This is a genomic window from Actinokineospora auranticolor, from assembly GCF_041897805.1.
GTDB classification, from domain to species: domain Bacteria; phylum Actinomycetota; class Actinomycetes; order Mycobacteriales; family Pseudonocardiaceae; genus Actinokineospora; species Actinokineospora auranticolor.
Window position 1 is genome coordinate 3,323,464 of the sequence record NZ_CP154825.1, and the last position, 16,404, is coordinate 3,339,867.

A 16,404-nucleotide genomic window follows, 5' to 3' on the forward strand; every position below is an offset into this window, starting at 1 on the left:
AGACCAGTCTCGGTCGGTTGACACGCGATCACGCTCCTGGTTCAGTCTGGGTACTCGTGAATCACTGTGAATCACCGGGTTCTACGCGTTAGGGGGCGGCACATCTCAGCGCTCGAACGCGGGTCAGCGCGCCATCTGGTAGCGGAGGAGTTGAAACGCCTGCGGTCGCGGTCCGGGCTCTCCGGTCGTGAACTCGGCAAGCGGATCGGCATCAGCCAGTCGAAGGTGTCCCGGATCGAGTCGGCGGTGAGCCTGCCCACGGTGCCGGAGGTCGAGGCTTGGGGCACGGCGGTGGGGGTGACTCCCGAGGGAGTGCGCGGGCTGGTCGAGTTGGTCGACCGCGCTTTCCGGGAGGGTCGGTCGTGGCACACCGCGCTCGCGGGCCGAGCGCACCTGCAGGATGAGATCCGGCAGCGCGAAGTCGCCGCGACGCGGGTGGCGACGTACCAGCCGTCCGTCGTGCCGGGTCTGCTGCAGACGGCGGACTACGCGCGCCGGGTGTTCTCGTTGCCGTCGGCCCACTACGACGACGAAGCGCTGGCCGCGGCGATCGCGGCGCGGATGGACAGGCAGTTGGCGATCTACCGAGGCGGCAAGCGGTTTGATTTCCTCATCACGGAAGCAGCACTGCGCTGGCGCCCGGGCAGGCAGGAAGACCTGCGCGCCCAATGGCATCGTCTCGCCTCCATCAGCACGCTGGACAACGTGTCACTCGGTGTCATCCCGCATGACCAGGAGGCGGTGACAACCTATTCACACTCATTTGTCATCTATGACGACGAAGAAGGTGGTTTCGTGACGGTGGAAATGGTGCACGGCCCGCTGGTCCTGGAGGACGACGCCGACGTCGTGGCCTACCGCGAACGCTGGTCGTTGCTGTGCCGCATGGCCTTGTTCGGTGACCGGGCGCGGGACTACCTGGCGACTCGCGTCGGCCAGGCAGTCCCGGCGCCGTCCGCGGACTAGCTCAGGCCGAACTCGCCCGCCAGCACCCCGTACAAGAACGCCACCCACTCCATCCTGGTGAACCACAGAACCGGTCCCGCCGGGTTCTTGGAATCGCGCACCACGACCCCGTTGTCCGCCATGGCGACCTCGACGCATTCGCCGAAGCTTTCGCTGAACGTGCTCTTGCGCCACTCGTATGCGTTGTTGTCCATGGCTTCTCCTTCGTTTCGGCGACCTGTTATCGCCGTTGGTGACAACCATGGATTGGGGGACTGGGTGGGTTGATGGGTGCGGAACGCCGTCAGGTGGGCATGGTGGTGGGTGTCCAGGTGGGGACGGATCCGGAACCGAAAGGAGGACCGCTGGAAATGACTCATGGTTCGACCGGCGCCAAGGAGTCGGAACCGATTTTCCGGCTCTGGGACGAGGTAGGGATCTTCCGCGACGGCGTTCGGGTCGGCCCCGAGCGGCAGTTGGAGCGCCGGCTGTTGGCGGCTTTGCTCCTCGAGGGTCGGATCCCGAGAGGTGGGGTCGTCGATCGCGTATGGGACGATTCGCCCCCGGCCAGCTCCGCGGGCGAGTTGTCGAAGTTCAACTCGAACCTGCGCACGCATCTCGGAAAAGCCTGCCGCGGAGCGAAGTTGGACACTTCGGGCGGCATGTGCCACCTGCTGGTTCCGGACGACAGCGTCGACCAGCGCCGCTTCACCCGGTTGGTCAGGAGCGCCCGATCATTCGGCTCGGCCTCCCCTGAAGGAGTACGCGGCGCTTGGCCGCTGCTGGTGGAGGCGTTGGACCTCACCGCAGGCGCACCGCTGGGCGGTCTCACCGGCTTGCGTGTCGAGACCCAGCGGCAAGCCATGAGGCAGGAACGGTTCGCCGCCGAACTGCGCTTCGCGCGGACCGCGATCGAGCTGGGCAAGTCCGAGGAGCACCTCGCCCTCGTACGGCGCCTGGCGCGCGAGTCGCCGGAGAAGCCCGAGGTCACCTGCCTCGCGATGCGTGCGCTGTACCTGACCGGTCGGCAAGACGAAGCGAACATCGTCTACCACGCCCACCGGGAAATCCGAGACGAAGTGACCGCGTCTCCGCCGAGCCGGGAGGTCCTCGATATGCAGCAGAAGATCTTGACTGATCACCCGAGCCTGCGCCCGATCGCCGACGAGGCGCCTGGCTCCACGTCCGCGAACCGTGAACTCGTCTTGGCCTTCATGCCGGAGGCAGGCGATCCGGAGGCGCTGCGCGAACCGGTCGCCGAGGCGTTCGCCGGGCGGCGGATCGATGTGGACGTCGCAGACGGGGCGCTGCTGTGCGTGGTGCCGTCCGAAACGGAAGCGCTGGACGCCGTGGGCGTGGGTCTCGACCGGCTCTCCGGCCGGTTGGCGCACCGGGTGCGCGTGGGTGCCGCGTTCACCGACCGCCGCCGCGCCATCGCCCTGGCCGAATCGGAAACGGCGTTGCGCGTGCTGTGGAACGCGGCGTCGAAGTCGCTCGTCGTCACCGTTGCCGAGGAGCTCTACCGCATGGTCAACCGCTACGACACCGGCGCTTACCGACCAGCCGAAGACGGGACCGGTGGCTGGATCCGCGTTCCGGGCTACTCGATCCCGCCGGGGCCTGACCAGCGTGTGCCGCCACGCCCGGACCAGGCGCGAGGACCCATGACCATCGCACCCACGATCATCCTCAGCGGCAACTCCCGAATCGACAACCAGAGCATCGGGGACGTCGTCAACAACAACCACTACGGCAACGTCATCAACCTGCCCGGGGGAGGCCCCCGATGAGTTCCGACGGCGCCACCGAGGGTGGGGCACCCGCAGCCGACCAGCAGGCGGCGAGCGCTGCCGCTCCAGAGGGAGACGGTGGCGGCGCGGGCAGGGAAGGCGAGCAGGCGTCGGCGGCCAGGGATGAGCCGGAGAGACAGCAGTTCAGCGAGGCGTACGAGCGCGGGCGGAAGCTGACCGCCGACGGACCCATGGCGTTCATCCGCGACTCGGTCGTGGAGGACATGCACATCGGCGACCGCAACACCTACTACACCTTCGCCTCCGGTGGCCGCGCTTTCCGTACCGGTTCGGTGCGCAAAGAGGTCCTGGACTGGGTACGCGCTCGCTACACACCGGTTCGCGGGTATTCGCGCATGCTGGCCACGTTGCGCGAGCGCAACGTCCTGGTGTTGTACGGGCGCCCGGACACCGGCCGCGCCACCACGGCGCTGCGCCTGCTGGACGAGGTGGTCTCGGGGAAAGTCTCCCGCTTCGACAGCGGCAAGGGCCTGTCCGCCTTGACGGAGCAGAGCTTCACAGCGGGTGATGGGTACATCACCGAGATCCCCCGCGCTGCTGTGGCCGATTTGACCGAACTCGAACTCGACCGCGTTCACGACATCGCCATCGAACAGACGGCTTACCTGGTGGTGATCTGCGGCGATAGTGACCTGGATCAGGCCATGACGGCTCCTGCCGACTTGGAGGTGTCCGCGTTCGATCCCTCGGTGCCGCGCGATGCACCGGACGACACCGACGACGTCTCCGAGGTACTGGGTGGCTACGCGATCGTGTGCCCACCGCCGGAGACGACTTCCCTGCTGCGGAGCCACTTGATCGCGGAGTTGGCCGAGGGCCCGGATGTCGTCGACCCGCTGCTGGACCGGGTGTTCGTCGAGCGGAGACTGCGCGATGCCATAGGTCCGGCGCCGCTGCCCTGGGAGACCGCGCGGATGGCCAAGCTGGTCGCCCAGTGGCACCGGGGCGAGATCGACCTGCCGGAGGTGGAGACCAAGGCCGCGCAGCTGCTGCAGGAGCAGGTGGCGGAGTGGTTCTCCTGCCTGTCCGACTCCTCGTCACCGCGCAGCGCGGAGTTGCTGCGGATGACCGCCTTCCGGATCGCGCTCGCGGTGTTCGACTCCTCTCCGTACGAACTGGTGATGGACGCGGGCAACCGGCTCGCGAAGCTGCTGTTGGAACGGACGGGTGAGACCGGCAAGAAGGAGAAGGGAGCGCTGGTCGTCGACAACCACGCCATCACGCTGCCCGCCTCCCGTGGGCGCATGTACGAGGGCGGCCTGACCTACGGGGTCGCGGTCATCCGGGAGGGCTTCGCGCGGTTCACCGACGACCGGTTCCCGATCACGTTGCTCGCCAGGCTCTGGCGGCACCACCACAACATGCATGATGTCGTACTCCTTTGGCTCAAGGACCTCGGAACCGACGGCCGCCCCATGGTGTGGGTACGGGCAGCGCAGGCGACCGGGCTGTTCTGCTCGTTGTCGTTCGTCAAGGTCTTCGAGAAGACGATCTTGCCTTGCGCGTTGGCCGAAGGTCGGGGACACGAGCGGGAACGGCAGTTCGCGGCGGTCGCGCTCGATCACGCCGCCCGGTCCCCCCGGATAGCCGACGTCGTCTACGAGCGGTTGCGTTCCTGGCGCCGCCAGGGTCCCGAGCCACTCCGGTACACCGCCGCCATGGCGCTCCGCTATGACTTGGGGAAGCAGGACATCTCCCGTGCGCTCGAGGAGCTGCGGGTGTTGGGGACGCCGTCCGAACTGCGCCCGGTGCTGGAGGATTGGCAGGACTCCGCGCTCGTCGAGGTCGCGGCGGGAAGCCTCGCGAACCTGCTCGCGTTCGGCGCGGTCAAGCCGGTGCTGGCCAAGCTGGCCGAGTGGAGCGGTGGCGACCGGCAGAGCCTGCGCGAGTTGGCGCTGCGGGCGGTGCTCGAACTGGTGCGACTCCGGGGATTCGACCTCACCTACCTGGACCGCTCGGCAGGCCGCACCGATCACACCATCGGCAACCGGCGCGCGCAGTGGCCGCTGTTGCTGGTCCTGAGTGCGCGGGACGGCGCGCTCACCGGCCTGATCGTCGAACTGCTCATCTGGGCGTTGCGGGGACGCCGCGGTGACGTGGTGGCGACGAGCCTGCTGCGCACCTGGTTGCGCGCGGTTGAGCACGACGCGGCGTGCCTGGTGCCGATCGTCGACTTCCTGCCGCACCTCGTGCGGGACCACAGCGACACCCGGCGGCTGCTGCACGTGATCAGCAGGCTGCGCCACGACTGGTGCGACCCGCTCGACGACGTCACCGCCACCGCCCTCGAACAAGCCATCACCGCTACCCGAACGGAGCAGGAAGCCTCATGACACGCCGCTTGGTCGACACCGACCGCGATGACGACGCCCCGGTGCGCGAACCACGTCCGCGGGAGTCCGGACCGGGGACGGACCGCCCTCGCGGCAAGGCGCGATCCCCGCGGCCCAGCGCGGCCGACGGGGTTCGCTTACCGGGCAACGACTTCACGCCCGTGGTCCGGGAGCAGCCGTTGAGCCAACGGGACCTTCTGGCCGTGCGGCTACCGATCGATGCGCGCTTGGCGCGGGTGTTCGTGACGCGCGCGGGTGAGAACCTGCTGTTCCCGCCGGAACGCCAACCCACGAAGGGGGAGCTGCTGTGGCGGCGCGCGCGCCGGGTGTACGAGGTCGACACCGGGACCCACATGACCCACATCGAAGCCGAACTCCCCAGCCGGGGTGATCGGTTCGCCTTCCGCGCGGTCATCGATCTGCGTTGCCAGGTGGTGGATCCGGTGCTCCTCGTCACGAGCGGGGTGCGTCGCCTGCGCGAGATGGTGGCGCCCGCGCTGCTCGCCCGGCTGCGGGCCGTGACCCGGGGGTTCGACATCGCCGAGGCACACCGCGCCGAGGACGCCGCCACGCAGGAGTTGGGCAGCGGCCCGTTGGGAGGCGAGTACGGGGTGCGGGTGGAGGTGTTCATCCGCTTCGCGCCGGACGCCTCCTCGCTGGAGCACGCCGCCGTCCAGCGCCGGGTGGAGCAGTTCCGCGAGATCATCGCGGCGGGTGACTTCCAGCAGTTCGCGCTCCAGCTCGCCATGCGGCCTGAAGACATCGGCGCGGTCGTCGAGAAGCTCGCCGACGAACGGGACAGCAGCCGGGCGGCGTTGTTCGACTTCGTCACCAAGATGCTCGAGTCCGACGCCTTGGAACGGTGGCAGGTGGAGGAGCAGTTGCAGTCCGTGCTGAAGTGGCTAGCCGAGTCGAGCCACAAGGTGCTCACGGGGACCGACGAGGCCAGGTCCGTGTCCTTCGGCACCGCGTCCTTCGGTGACAAGCGAACCGGTGTGCGGTGAGCGATGGTCCCGCGCTGCTCACCACCTTCCTGCTGACCACCGGCACCTGCGTCGTCGTCAAACCCGCCCTGCTCGGGGCGTTGCGCCTGACGAACCGGTTCGTGTGCGGCGGGTTGCTGATCGCCTGCGCCTTGTTGACGTTCCCCGAATACGCGCTCAGCTCGACGATCAACCAACCCGACCGTCATCCTCCGCGCATCGCCTATGCCTACAGTGACGCTGTCGCGTGGATCGTCGCGGTGCTCGACCGATTGACCGCGGCACTCCTGCGCGGCGTCGAAAACCTGGTTCGCGCCATCCCCGCTCCGGGGTTGGCGCTCGCGGCGGAGGTCGTTTCCGTGGTGGTGTTCCTGATCTGACACCGGACACAGTGGAGGGCAAGGCGAGTCGCGGGCCCGCCCTGTTCACTTGCCCGCACAACTAGACTTCGCTGACGCGCGGTTCATCCCGGTTTTCCGGTTTCCGGTCGCCCGTCGGGTTCCCCATTCACCAGTCGGTGGTGTTCACCTCGGGTGAATGGTGGATGAATGTTCTTGTTCCGCAACGGGTTCGTCGCCCCGGGTGCGGTTTTCCCGCTGGCGGACGGGGTGTGTCCGACTGCGTGCTCGGCGTGAACGATCACAGGTCGGCGGGTGGGAACGAACTGTCGTTGTTCCGCGTGGAAACCCCGCGCAACGGTAGTGGGCGAGCCGGTCCGCAGTTCCCGGCCCGTGACCGGCGGGTTTGTCCCGTTTCCTTCCCTGCAAGGAGAACACTCGTGGATCGGACATCCATCAGGCGCTGCCTGCCCGGCGTGGTGGCGGTGGCCGCCGCGTTGGGCGCGGTGGTCGTCATGCCGTCCGCGGACGCGGCCACCGGTGACCCGGCGGCCCTTCCGCACGGCCTGATCAAGACCGTGGACCACTACCAGGTCAAGGAGGTCACGCCGGTGCGGGCGCCGCTCGACGCGGCCCCCTTGGCGGCGAAGAAGCTCAACTTCACCGAACAGGTGCAGCAGCAGGACCAGTGGTGCTGGGCCGCGACCGGCTCCAGCATCGAGCGGACCCTCGGCGCCACCGTCTCGCAGGCCGCGTTCTGCGCGGCGGGCAAGGGCGGCTCCGGTGGCTACTGCCGCAACGAGGGCGCTGAGATCCCGGAGATCGTGCGGGCGTTCCAGGGCACCGGCTTCAACGCCCAGGACGCGGGCGGCGCGATCAGCTTCGCCTCCGTGCAGAAGCAGATCGACTCCGGCATCCCGCACCTCACCGGCATCTACTGGACCTCCGGCGGCGGCCACGCCAACGTGATCTACGGGTACGACGCGACCAACAAGTCGATCATGGTCGGCGACCCGTGGCCCTCGTACCAGCGGTACCAGACCTGGGCGTACACCCAGTACCGGTCCAACGCCCGGTTCCGCTGGAACGACACCGTCGTCAACATCGCGAAGCGATAAGGGGCGACGGTGCACACCTGCCGGAAGCTGGTCACCCTGACGATCGTCACGTTGATCGCGGTGTTCTGCTGCGGTGCGGCCTCCGCGCGCGAAGGGGTGGCGCGCCCGTCCTCGGCGGAGTACGCGGCCGCGCTGAACGCCGCGCGGGACCCGTCGGCGATCGGCTTCGCGAAGACCAACTTCCGGCAGGTCACCGGCGCCGACCCGGCGTCGGTGACCGTCGCCGACCACGGGGTCGCCGCCTACGTCCTCAACCCGGACTTCGTCCGCGGCGACGCCGACGCCCCGGCGGGCGTGCTGCAGTACATCGCGGTGACCGCCACGGCCGACAACGGCACGCGCGCCACGCTGCGCGCGACCCCGGACGCCCCGGGAACCTGGGTCGTCGGCAGCGTGTTCTCGGGGGATGACGAGGACGTGATGAGCAAGCGGCTGTCACCGGACTCGGTGCTGCTCAACGAACCCCAGATCAACGGGTGGTACGAGCTGCGGCCGACTGGGGTGGTGCTGTTGCAGGCGAGCCTGCCGCAGAACCCGGTCGGCGCCCTGATTCCGCTTGCCGAGTACCAGAAGCAGGTCAACCACCGGTACGGGGACAAGTTGCCGGGCTCGGACTACGAGAAGCGGAAGGGCATCGGCTTCGACCGGACCCCACCGGCCGAGGGCTGGTCCACCGCCGCGGTGGTACTGACCACAATCGGCGCCGCCGTCGTCCTGGCCGCCACCTTCTTCTTCTGGCGCCGCCGCTACCTCGCCCGCCACCGGGCCAGCGCCACTCCCACCGAGTAGCTCGACTGGTCGGTGGAGCCGCCTCCGTGACCTCTTCGATGGTTGCCTTGAGGTGCCCGCCGACTGCTGTCCTGGCCGCTACGGACGTCATGCGACCGTGCCGCTGCTGAGAATGACGGCTGAGTTGGCCGACCCCGCCGCGAGTGAGCTGCCGAGTTCGCCTGCGTTCTCAACGGGCACGGCTCACGGTCTACCGCGAAGGCGCTGCGGTTTGCCACATAGGCGTCAGTCGAGCTTCTGGCCGTAGACGTGGTCGACCGCCAAGGTCAGCAGGACTCGGCGGTCGGCGACCATGACCTCGCGGTACTCCGCCCAGTCCGGGTGCTCGCCCGCGGCCGCTCGGTAGTAGTCGACCAGGGCTTCCACCTCCGGACCGTGTGGGTCGGTGCCCGGGCCCGTCACCGTCACCGTGCCCTCCGCGGTGGCCCAGGACAGGCCGTTCGCGCTGGTGACCTCCAGGGCCGCGCGTGGGTCTCGGCGGAGGTTGGCCGTCTTGGCGCGTTTGTCCGTGGCCGAGATGTAGATGATCCCCGCCGCCCGGTCGTAGTACGGCTGGATCGGGGACAGTTGGGGGCGGCCGTCCGCCTTGATGGTGGCCAGGACGCCGATGCGGCTCGACGCGAGCAGGGCGTGCGGGTCGAACGTCATGCCCCCATCCTCGACCCTCACGCCGTGTCAAGGTCAAGGGTCGCCTGTGGATGGACCACCGCGCACTGTCGGACCACCCCGCTAGCCTTCTGCTCGTTCACCGAGACAAAGGGGCAGGAGGGGACCGTGGGCTGGCTCGACGCCGCGGCCGGGTACCAGGTGCGCGTGGGGGAGAACGGGCGCGTGCAGTGCCGCAACGCCAAGGGCAAGGTGCTCGGCGCCGTGCCCGCGGCGCTCAAGGAGGACCCGGAGGTGGTCCGGCTGCGCCAGCTGGTGGAGTGGCTCGACCGGCACCGCGCGGAGTGCCTCTCCACAGTGGACGACTGGCTGGTCCGCTCCTTACCGGTGCCCACGACCCTGCTCGCCGAGGTCTGGCCCGACACCGCCTGGTCCGACGCGCTGCGCGACCTCGTCGTCACCGCCGGTGCCGAGACCGGTTTCCTGCGCGACGCCGACCCCGAGCGCGGCGTCGGCCTGGTCAACCTCGACGGCGACACGGTCTGGCGCCACCCGGAGACCGTCTCCATCCCGCACCCCGTGCTCCTCGACGACCTCGACGACCTGTGCGAGTTCGCCGCCGAGCTGGGCGTCGAGCAGCGCGCCCAGCAGCTGTTCCGGCAGACCTCCGCGCGCCCCGCCGAGCCCCCCGCGGGCGACCACGTGAGCGACTACGCCGACGGCCGCTTCGAGCAGCTCAACCACGCCATGGCCCGCTGCCGCGCGCTCGGCTACCCGGTGCGCGGCGGCGACGCCGTCTACTCCGCGTACGAGGGCGGCGAGGTCGTGCAGGCCCGGTTCTGGATCGGCGCCGACTACCCCGAGGGCGAGACCTGGACCGGCGACCTGCGCTGGGTCCGCGCCGACGGCACCACCATCCCGCCCGCCGAGGTCGGGCCGGTCGCCTGGTCGGAGGGCATGCGCATGGCCGCTTCCGTGTACGCGGGCCGCGTCGTCGAGGAGGTGGCCGCGTGAGCAACCACAGTGTGAGCGCCGACAACGCCCTGCTCGCCGCCGGTGCCGTGCTGCCCGAGACGGACCTGCCCGGCGACGACCGCGACACCCTCGTCGCCCGCCGCTACGCGCACCCCGGCCTCGACGACCGCGTCGTGGTCCGGCTGGTGCCCGCCGTGCTCGGCGCGGCCGAGGACCTCACCTGCGAGTACCTGGGCTTCGACGCCCCCACCCGCACCGAACCGGTCGGCACCGCCAAGCGCGCGGCGCTGGGCTTCCCGGCCTGGGCGCTGATCCACGACCCGACCAACGCCCACCACGCGCTCGCCCTGGTCAAGGAGATCGAGCGGTTGGCCCGGGTCGCGAAGTCCCGGGCGGGCGCGGCCCGCGAGGGCTTCACCGAGCTGGCCGACATGCTCGGCCGCGCCGCACCGCACTTCCTGCCCACCTTCTTCGAGGAGGCGGGCCGGATCTTCCTGCGCCACGGCAACACCACGTACGCCACCAGCATGTTCGGCAAGGCCCGCGAGGCCGAGGAGGTGCACGGCCTGGCCGTGGACCCGGACCGGGTGCGCGCGGTCTTCCTGGAGTTCGCCTTCGCGGGCGCCCTCTCGGCCAAGGCGCTCACCGCGTACGCCAAGGACCTGGCCCGCCGGTACCCGGCCGAGGAGGCGTACGAGCAGTTCCACACCCTCTGCGTCGAACGCGTCCGCGGCGGGCTCCCGCCGCACGCGGGCATGCCGGAAGACCTGCGCAGGCTGGCCAAGGCCGCCGGTCGGGACGCGCGCGCCGAGGACGAGCGCACCCTGCGCGGCGTGCTCGACGCGTCGGCCATCGGCCGGGCTGCGGGCACGTTCTGGAAGTCCTACCGCGCCGTGCTCATCGCCATGGCCACCGCGGACGCGGAGCTGCGCGCCCGGCTGCTGGAGTTCGTCCCGGTCCAGACCGGCGCGCTCGACCTGTGGCTCGACATCCTCGGCTCCAGCGGCGCCACCGCCGCGCTGACCGGCCCGGTCGACCCGGCGGTCAGGACCACGCCCGCCGCGTGGCTCTCGGCCGTGATCACCACCCGCAACAGCGGCTGGGGCCGGGTCCCGCGCTCGTCCGGGCTGCTCGACCTGGTCACCGCCATGGTCGACCGGCTGACCGCCGACGCCGCCCCGGTGTCCGGCCCGGGCCGCTGGCGGGACCGCGAGATCGACCTGACGGACCTGCTCTACCACCACGGCATCCCGATCGCCGACCCCGAGCACGACTACCGCAACCCCGATGTCGACGACTGGCTCGCCGACCCCGGTCCCGGCCGCCGCGACCTCGTCGCGCTGGCCGCGCACGAGCCCGCCGTGCTCGGCGAGGGCGTGGTCCGCCACCTGTTCAGCCAGTCCGGTGACGACAACCTGGCCCGCCCCGAGACGGTGCGCGAGGTCCTCGCCGTGCCCGGGCTGCGCACCGCGCTCAACGCCTGGCTCACCACCCACGCGGGCGCGTTCGCCGCGGCGGGCGGCGGCGCGAGCCTGGTCGACCTCGGCCGCAACCTGCGCGAGCTGGCCGTGGTCCGGCTGCCCGAGGTGTTCGTCGACCAACCCGGTGCCGCCGTCGACGTGGCAGGCGTCGACGTCGCCGCCGCGCTGCGCCGCACCCTGCGCGCCGGGTTGTTCGACGAGCTGGGCTGGCCCGCGCTGGAGGAGGCGGTGTCCCGCTTCCCCGCCAAGGCGCGCGAGGACCTCGCCGTGCGCGGTGAGGGCTGGCCCGCGCTGGTGCTGGGCGTCAAGGACCACTTCGTCGTGGTCGGCCCGGAGGGCGTGCTGGCCGAGCACCACGCCCAGGTGCCCGCGAAGCTGCGCCACCACTGGCACAACGACCTCGGTGTGGCCTGGTACGACGGCACGCTGCTGGTCAGCTGGTTCGGCGAGGACGAGCGGTACGGCTACTGGAGCGGCGACCCGCGCCGCCACCACGAACTCGGCGGCGGCAACCCGTGGCAGGTGCGCGAGTTCCACCCGTCGATCCCGATGCCCGACGGCGGCCGGTTCACCGGCAGCCGGGTCGTGCACCCCGGTGACACCGCCGTTCCCGTGCCGCGCACCGCGCACGGCGACGGCCAGTCGGTGTGGTCGGGCGAGTACCGCAGCACGTCGTCCGGCGGGTCCTGGGTCTGGCACGAGATCGACCCGGCCACCGGCGAGAAGGGCCGCGCGGGCGTCCCCGCGTTCCTCGACGACTTCGCCGCCGACGGCGCCACCCTGGACCTGCGCAACTGCGACCTGCGCCCCACCACCCCCGGCACCGAGGCCAGCCCGCTGGGCGCGGCGGGTGGGCTGCACGGCTGGCGGGTCCGCCAGGAGGCGGACGGCACCTGGACCGGTGAGGGCATCGACGGCCGCCGGGCGACGGCCGCCCAGGTCGTGGTCGGGATGGTGGACGTGCCCGGCGCCCGGCTCACCATCGCCGAGCACTACTCCGGCCCGCACCTGCTCGACGCCGACGGCGTGTCCGTAGCCGAGCTGAGCGCGTCCGGCAGCCACGACGACTTCGCCGCGGGCACCCCGCTGATGCTGTCGTCCGCGTGGTGGCACGCGCTGCGGCCGCGTGACGAGGCCGGGTCGGCCGCCCTGCGCGCGGTCAGCCTGGAGTCGGCCCGGGAGATGGTCGAGGCCGCGACGGCCGAGATGCCCGCGCCGGACGGCAGGCTGGACTGGCGCGACCTGGACCGCGACACCGACGTCAACCAGGTCACCTACGACCGGTTGCAGCGCGGCGACTACACCGCGCTCGACAAGGCGGTGCTGGCCGCGCTACCCGGCCTCACCCACCCGGCGCTGCTGGCAGGCGTGGTCGGCGTCGTGCGCCGCGCGGCCTGGCTCGGGCTCGCCGTGCGGGAGTTCGCCGAGTTGGGCGCCGCCGCCGAGCACGTGACAACCCCGGCCGCGGCCAGCGGCACGGCGGTCACCGAGGGCGAGGTCAAACTCGCGCTCGACTGGGTGCGCGCGGGGCGCAACGACGACGGCTCCCAGGCCCGGTCCACGCTGCCCGCGCTCCTCGCCGCGCTGCGGTCGGCGGGCGAGCGCACGGCGGGCGGGGCCGACCTGCCCGCCGAGGACCTGCCCGAGTGCGACAGCGCCGAGCGCTGGGTCGACCTGGTGCCGCACCTCGGCGCGGTCGCCGCGCGCGCCGCGTCACCGCTCACCCCGGACACCGAGCGCGCCGCGCTGGCCGAGGTGCTGCGGTGGACCGCGGACAGCGGCCTGCTCGACGGCGCGGGCCACTGGCGCGTGGTCGTCGTCCAGTCGCCGAAGGAACGCCCGGCCCGCCGCTTCCAGCTCGTCCCGGTGGCCGACGGCTTCTTCACCTCGCTCGCGGGGAGCTGGTGGGGCCCTGGCCGAACCGGCACGGGCTTGCAATACACCCGGACAGCGGGGGTCTTCGCCGCGACCGGCGACTGGACGCTCAACCACCACTACGACCTGTCCGACCGGATCGACGGCGCCTGGGTCACCCGGTTCCTCGACCTGCTGGCCGAGCGGGGCCCGGCCCAGTGGCGGCCCGAGGCCGTGGCCGACCTGGTCGCGCGCACCGGCATGAGCACCGCCGACGCCGCGTACCTGCTCGCGGGCACTCCGGGGCTCTCGCGGTGGGGCGCGTCGTTCATCAGCACCGCGGACCGCGCCGTGCTGGGTCTGTCGCAGACCGGTGCCAAGGCGGCCAAGGAGCGCATGCGCCAGCTGAACGACCCGCTGCGCCGGGCGCTGACCGCCGCGGCGGCACCCGTCGACCCGGAGGCGCTGTGGACCACGGGGCCGGACACGACCGCGGTGGCCGCGGTGTGGACCGAGCGGTTCGGCGCCGTGACCCCGGTCGAGGACAGCGTGCTCCTCGACGCCGCGAAGCTGGTCCCGGTGCGGGGTTCGGCGGCGTACGTCACCGCCGTGCTCAGCCCGACCGCCTGCGAGTGGTTGACCACCGACGCCGAGTACCGGCTGGAGGACCGCAGGCTCGTCGCCAAGCACAAGGGCGGCTTCGACGAGTCGGACCTGTACGCGGTGGCCGTCGTCCTGCTGTGGCTCGCCCAGCGGCTGCCCGCCGGGTCGCCGCACCGGGCCGCGCTCGGCGAGGCGCTGGCGCTGGCCAGGCAACGGGTCGCGCACCCGGACTTCGCGATCGACGTCGGCGGCTGGCTCGACCCGGAGGAGGTCCAGGCGCTGGGCCTGGAGCCGCGCACCGAGGTGGGCAACGCCAAGTACCGCGACTGGCTCGGCACCTACTTCGACGGCCACCACCAGCGGTTCTACCTCTGGCCCGCGCGCATCGGCCCGCACGACGGCGACCTGCTGTCCGCGGTCATGGAGGTGACCCACTCGCACACCATCGAGGAGACCCTGGCGCTGCTGGCCTCCGACGGGCTGACGGCGGCCTGCGCGGTGGAACCGCTCGCCGAGGCCGACATCTACCACCAGGACCCGACGCGGTCGGTGCCGCACCTGGTCGAGGAGGTCGCCGCGCGGCACGGGCTCGACCCGGACGCCGCCGCGCTGTACCTGCAACTGCTGGCGCTGCCCGACCCGACGGACGCCAACGTCGCCCGCTGGACCGGGTGGAAGCCCGCGCGGCTGCGCAAGGCCCGCGCCGCCCTGGCCGAGTCCGACCTGGTGATCAGCGCCAAGCGGGCCCGGGCAGGACGGTCGCTGTTCCTGCCCGGCGGCTGGCTCGCGCTGTCCGCCCCGCACCTGCCCCTGGAGACGTGGAAGACCACCATGTTCGGCTTCGAGGCGCACCCGATGATCATGGTCGTCGCCCGGGAACCCGTCGCCGAGCTGTTCACGCGCGCCTGGCGGCGGGTCCTCGACGGCGACGCGCCCGCGTACGAGAAGCTGGAGACGGGGCGGAAGCGATGACGGTCAAGCAGGCACCGGGTCGGCAGGTCGACCCGGCGGAGGACGCGTACCGCGACGAGTTGGCGTTCCTGGCCGCGTACGACGACGGGCCCCGGCCGCCGGGGTGGCGGCTCACGCCGCGCGCGGTGGTCACGTTCGTCGTGGGCAGCGACGCGCTGGCCCTGCCGTCCCCGGTGGACGGTCTGCCCGCGCGGCTGGCGATCAGCCCGAAGTTCGTCGGCGAGCGGGCGCTGGTCGAGCGGGCCGTGATCACCCTGGCGGGGGAGCGCGGGCTGCTGCTGGTCGGCGAGCCCGGTACGGCGAAGTCGATGCTGTCGGAGCTGCTGGCGGCGGCGGTGTCGGGCAGCAGCCAGCTCGTCGTGCAGGGCACCGCGGGCACCACCGAGGACCAGCTCCGCTACGGCTGGAACTACGCGCTGCTGCTCGCCGAAGGCCCGAGCCCGCGGGCGCTGGTGTCCTCGCCCGTGCTCACCGCGATGCGCACCGGCGGGGTCGTGCGCGTCGAGGAGGTCACGCGCTGCCTGCCGGAGGTGCAGGACGCGCTGGTGTCGATCCTGTCCGACCGGCGGATCGCGGTACCGGAGCTGTCCGGCACCGACGACGCCACCGTGCACGCGGCCCCGGGCTTCACCGTGATCGCCACGGCCAACCTGCGCGACCGCGGCGTGTCGGAGATGTCGGCGGCCTTGAAGCGCCGCTTCAACTTCGAGGCCGTCGGCCCCATCGGCGACCTGGCCGCCGAGACGGCGCTGGTCCGCAGGCAGGCCACGGCGGCGCTGGAGCGGGCCGCGGCCCCGTTCGCCATCGACGACGTGGTGCTGGAGGTCCTGGTCACCGCGTTCCGCGACCTGCGCGGCGGGGTGTCGGTGGAGGGCTGGGCGGTCGAGCGGCCGACGACGGTGATGAGCACCGCCGAAGCCGTCTCCGTCGCGACCTCCCTCGGCCTGGCCAACGCGTACTTCACCGCCGACCGCGACCCCCTGTCCCTGCTGCCGGGCCACCTCCTCGGCGTCGTCCGCAAAGACGACCCCACCGACGCGGCCCGCCTGTTGGCCTACTGGGACAGCACGGTCCGCCGCCGCGCCGAAGCGGGCACCCACACCTGGCGCCGCCTCTGGGACCTCCGCGATGTCCTCGAAGCCTGACCCCGCACCGGCTGCCGGGTTGTCCGAAGTGGACAATTCGGCAGCCGCGGCGGCACACCGCTCGTCTGGCGGTGCGACCGGCCAGGGCGCGAGGTGGCGCGCGGGCGACGACACGGGCCTGTTCCGACCGCTCGGGCAGGCGCCGGTCACCAAGCAGGTGTGCCGGATCGCCCTCGCGGATGGGCGCACCGAGCAACGGTTCCCCGAGTGGGGAACCCCGCCGACCTCCGATCTCACCGGCGAGGCCACCGTCTTCTGCCAACAACCCGCACAGGTGCCGACCGGGCCCACGCTCACCCAACCCGTCACCGGGTGGGCGCGTCGCGGACCGAGTGGCGGCCGAGCGGAGTCGGCTGAGCCGGTCTCGTCGAGGCTTGATGGGCTTTCCGGCGGGCGGGGTGACCGAGGCATGAGGTTCGGCGCGGGCAGGGCGGCCGGGCTGGAGCGGTCG

At 71.6% G+C, this 16,404-nt stretch carries 12 protein-coding genes; 10 read left to right on the forward strand and 2 right to left on the reverse strand.

Going from position 1 to position 16,404, the window contains the following annotated elements:
• The first annotated feature begins 150 nt into the window (after positions 1-150).
• Entirely contained in the window at positions 151-966 is an 816-nt protein-coding gene (locus V5P93_RS15150) for a helix-turn-helix transcriptional regulator (RefSeq protein ID WP_219823875.1), read from the forward strand.
• Here V5P93_RS15150 and V5P93_RS15155 read toward each other — a convergent pair.
• Positions 963-1,160 carry a DUF397 domain-containing protein gene (locus tag V5P93_RS15155; RefSeq protein ID WP_104476155.1) on the reverse strand — a complete coding sequence of 66 codons (198 nt, stop codon included), beginning with the start codon at positions 1,158-1,160 and terminating at the stop codon, positions 963-965. The two genes, V5P93_RS15150 and V5P93_RS15155, sit on opposite strands and share 4 nt — an antisense overlap.
• Positions 1,161-1,232: 72 nt before the next feature.
• Here V5P93_RS15155 and V5P93_RS15160 point away from each other — a divergent pair, with 72 nt between their 5' ends.
• The 6 genes from V5P93_RS15160 to V5P93_RS15185 all read left to right on the forward strand — a co-directional run bounded on the left by V5P93_RS15160 (position 1,233) and on the right by V5P93_RS15185 (position 8,317).
• Positions 1,233-2,735, forward strand: coding sequence for a bacterial transcriptional activator domain-containing protein (locus V5P93_RS15160; protein WP_104476156.1), 1,503 nt, complete (start codon positions 1,233-1,235; stop codon positions 2,733-2,735).
• Entirely contained in the window at positions 2,732-5,089 is a 2,358-nt protein-coding gene (locus V5P93_RS15165) for a hypothetical protein (RefSeq protein ID WP_104476158.1), read from the forward strand. Before V5P93_RS15160 ends, V5P93_RS15165 begins: the two co-directional genes overlap by 4 nt.
• Entirely contained in the window at positions 5,086-6,093 is a 1,008-nt protein-coding gene (locus V5P93_RS15170; RefSeq protein ID WP_104476160.1) for a hypothetical protein, read from the forward strand. The genes V5P93_RS15165 and V5P93_RS15170 overlap by 4 nt, the downstream gene beginning before the upstream one ends.
• Positions 6,090-6,452: a hypothetical protein gene (locus V5P93_RS15175; protein WP_104476161.1), complete on the forward strand. Its 363-nt coding sequence runs from the start codon at positions 6,090-6,092 to the stop codon at positions 6,450-6,452. The genes V5P93_RS15170 and V5P93_RS15175 overlap by 4 nt, the downstream gene beginning before the upstream one ends.
• A gap of 398 nt (positions 6,453-6,850) precedes the next feature.
• Positions 6,851-7,528 carry a papain-like cysteine protease family protein gene (locus V5P93_RS15180; protein WP_245930947.1) on the forward strand — a complete coding sequence of 226 codons (678 nt, stop codon included), beginning with the start codon at positions 6,851-6,853 and terminating at the stop codon, positions 7,526-7,528.
• A gap of 9 nt (positions 7,529-7,537) precedes the next feature.
• Positions 7,538-8,317 (forward strand): hypothetical protein, encoded by a 780-nt coding sequence (locus V5P93_RS15185; RefSeq protein ID WP_181043266.1) that lies wholly within the window; start codon positions 7,538-7,540, stop codon positions 8,315-8,317.
• Between the two features lie 225 nt (positions 8,318-8,542).
• Here the strand turns inward: V5P93_RS15185 and V5P93_RS15190 are convergent, their stop codons facing one another.
• Complete coding sequence (locus tag V5P93_RS15190; RefSeq protein ID WP_104476163.1) at positions 8,543-8,965, reverse strand: PPOX class F420-dependent oxidoreductase; 423 nt, start codon at positions 8,963-8,965, stop codon at positions 8,543-8,545.
• Positions 8,966-9,091: 126 nt separating this feature from the next.
• Here V5P93_RS15190 and V5P93_RS15195 point away from each other — a divergent pair, with 126 nt between their 5' ends.
• From V5P93_RS15195 to V5P93_RS15205, 3 genes are read left to right on the forward strand one after another with little or no spacing between them, the layout of a single operon-like run.
• Entirely contained in the window at positions 9,092-9,937 is an 846-nt protein-coding gene (locus tag V5P93_RS15195) for a DUF4132 domain-containing protein (protein WP_104476165.1), read from the forward strand.
• Entirely contained in the window at positions 9,934-14,808 is a 4,875-nt protein-coding gene (locus tag V5P93_RS15200; RefSeq protein WP_181043267.1) for a hypothetical protein, read from the forward strand. The genes V5P93_RS15195 and V5P93_RS15200 overlap by 4 nt, the downstream gene beginning before the upstream one ends.
• Positions 14,805-15,953, forward strand: a complete 1,149-nt coding sequence (locus V5P93_RS15205; protein ID WP_104476167.1) for an AAA family ATPase — start codon at positions 14,805-14,807, stop codon at positions 15,951-15,953. The genes V5P93_RS15200 and V5P93_RS15205 overlap by 4 nt, the downstream gene beginning before the upstream one ends.
• Positions 15,954-16,404 lie beyond the last annotated feature (451 nt).

What these genes read in the sequence shown, in the direction of transcription:
- V5P93_RS15170 (WP_104476160.1), top strand. Translation starts at nt 5,086, where the DNA reads ATGACACGCCGCTTGGTCGACACCGACCGCGATGACGACGCCCCGGTG.
- V5P93_RS15190 (WP_104476163.1), bottom strand. Translation starts at nt 8,965, where the DNA reads ATGACGTTCGACCCGCACGCCCTGCTCGCGTCGAGCCGCATCGGCGTC.
- V5P93_RS15165 (WP_104476158.1), top strand. Translation starts at nt 2,732, where the DNA reads ATGAGTTCCGACGGCGCCACCGAGGGTGGGGCACCCGCAGCCGACCAG.
- V5P93_RS15205 (WP_104476167.1), top strand. Translation starts at nt 14,805, where the DNA reads ATGACGGTCAAGCAGGCACCGGGTCGGCAGGTCGACCCGGCGGAGGAC.
- V5P93_RS15160 (WP_104476156.1), top strand. Translation starts at nt 1,233, where the DNA reads ATGGGTGCGGAACGCCGTCAGGTGGGCATGGTGGTGGGTGTCCAGGTG.
- V5P93_RS15155 (WP_104476155.1), bottom strand. Translation starts at nt 1,160, where the DNA reads ATGGACAACAACGCATACGAGTGGCGCAAGAGCACGTTCAGCGAAAGC.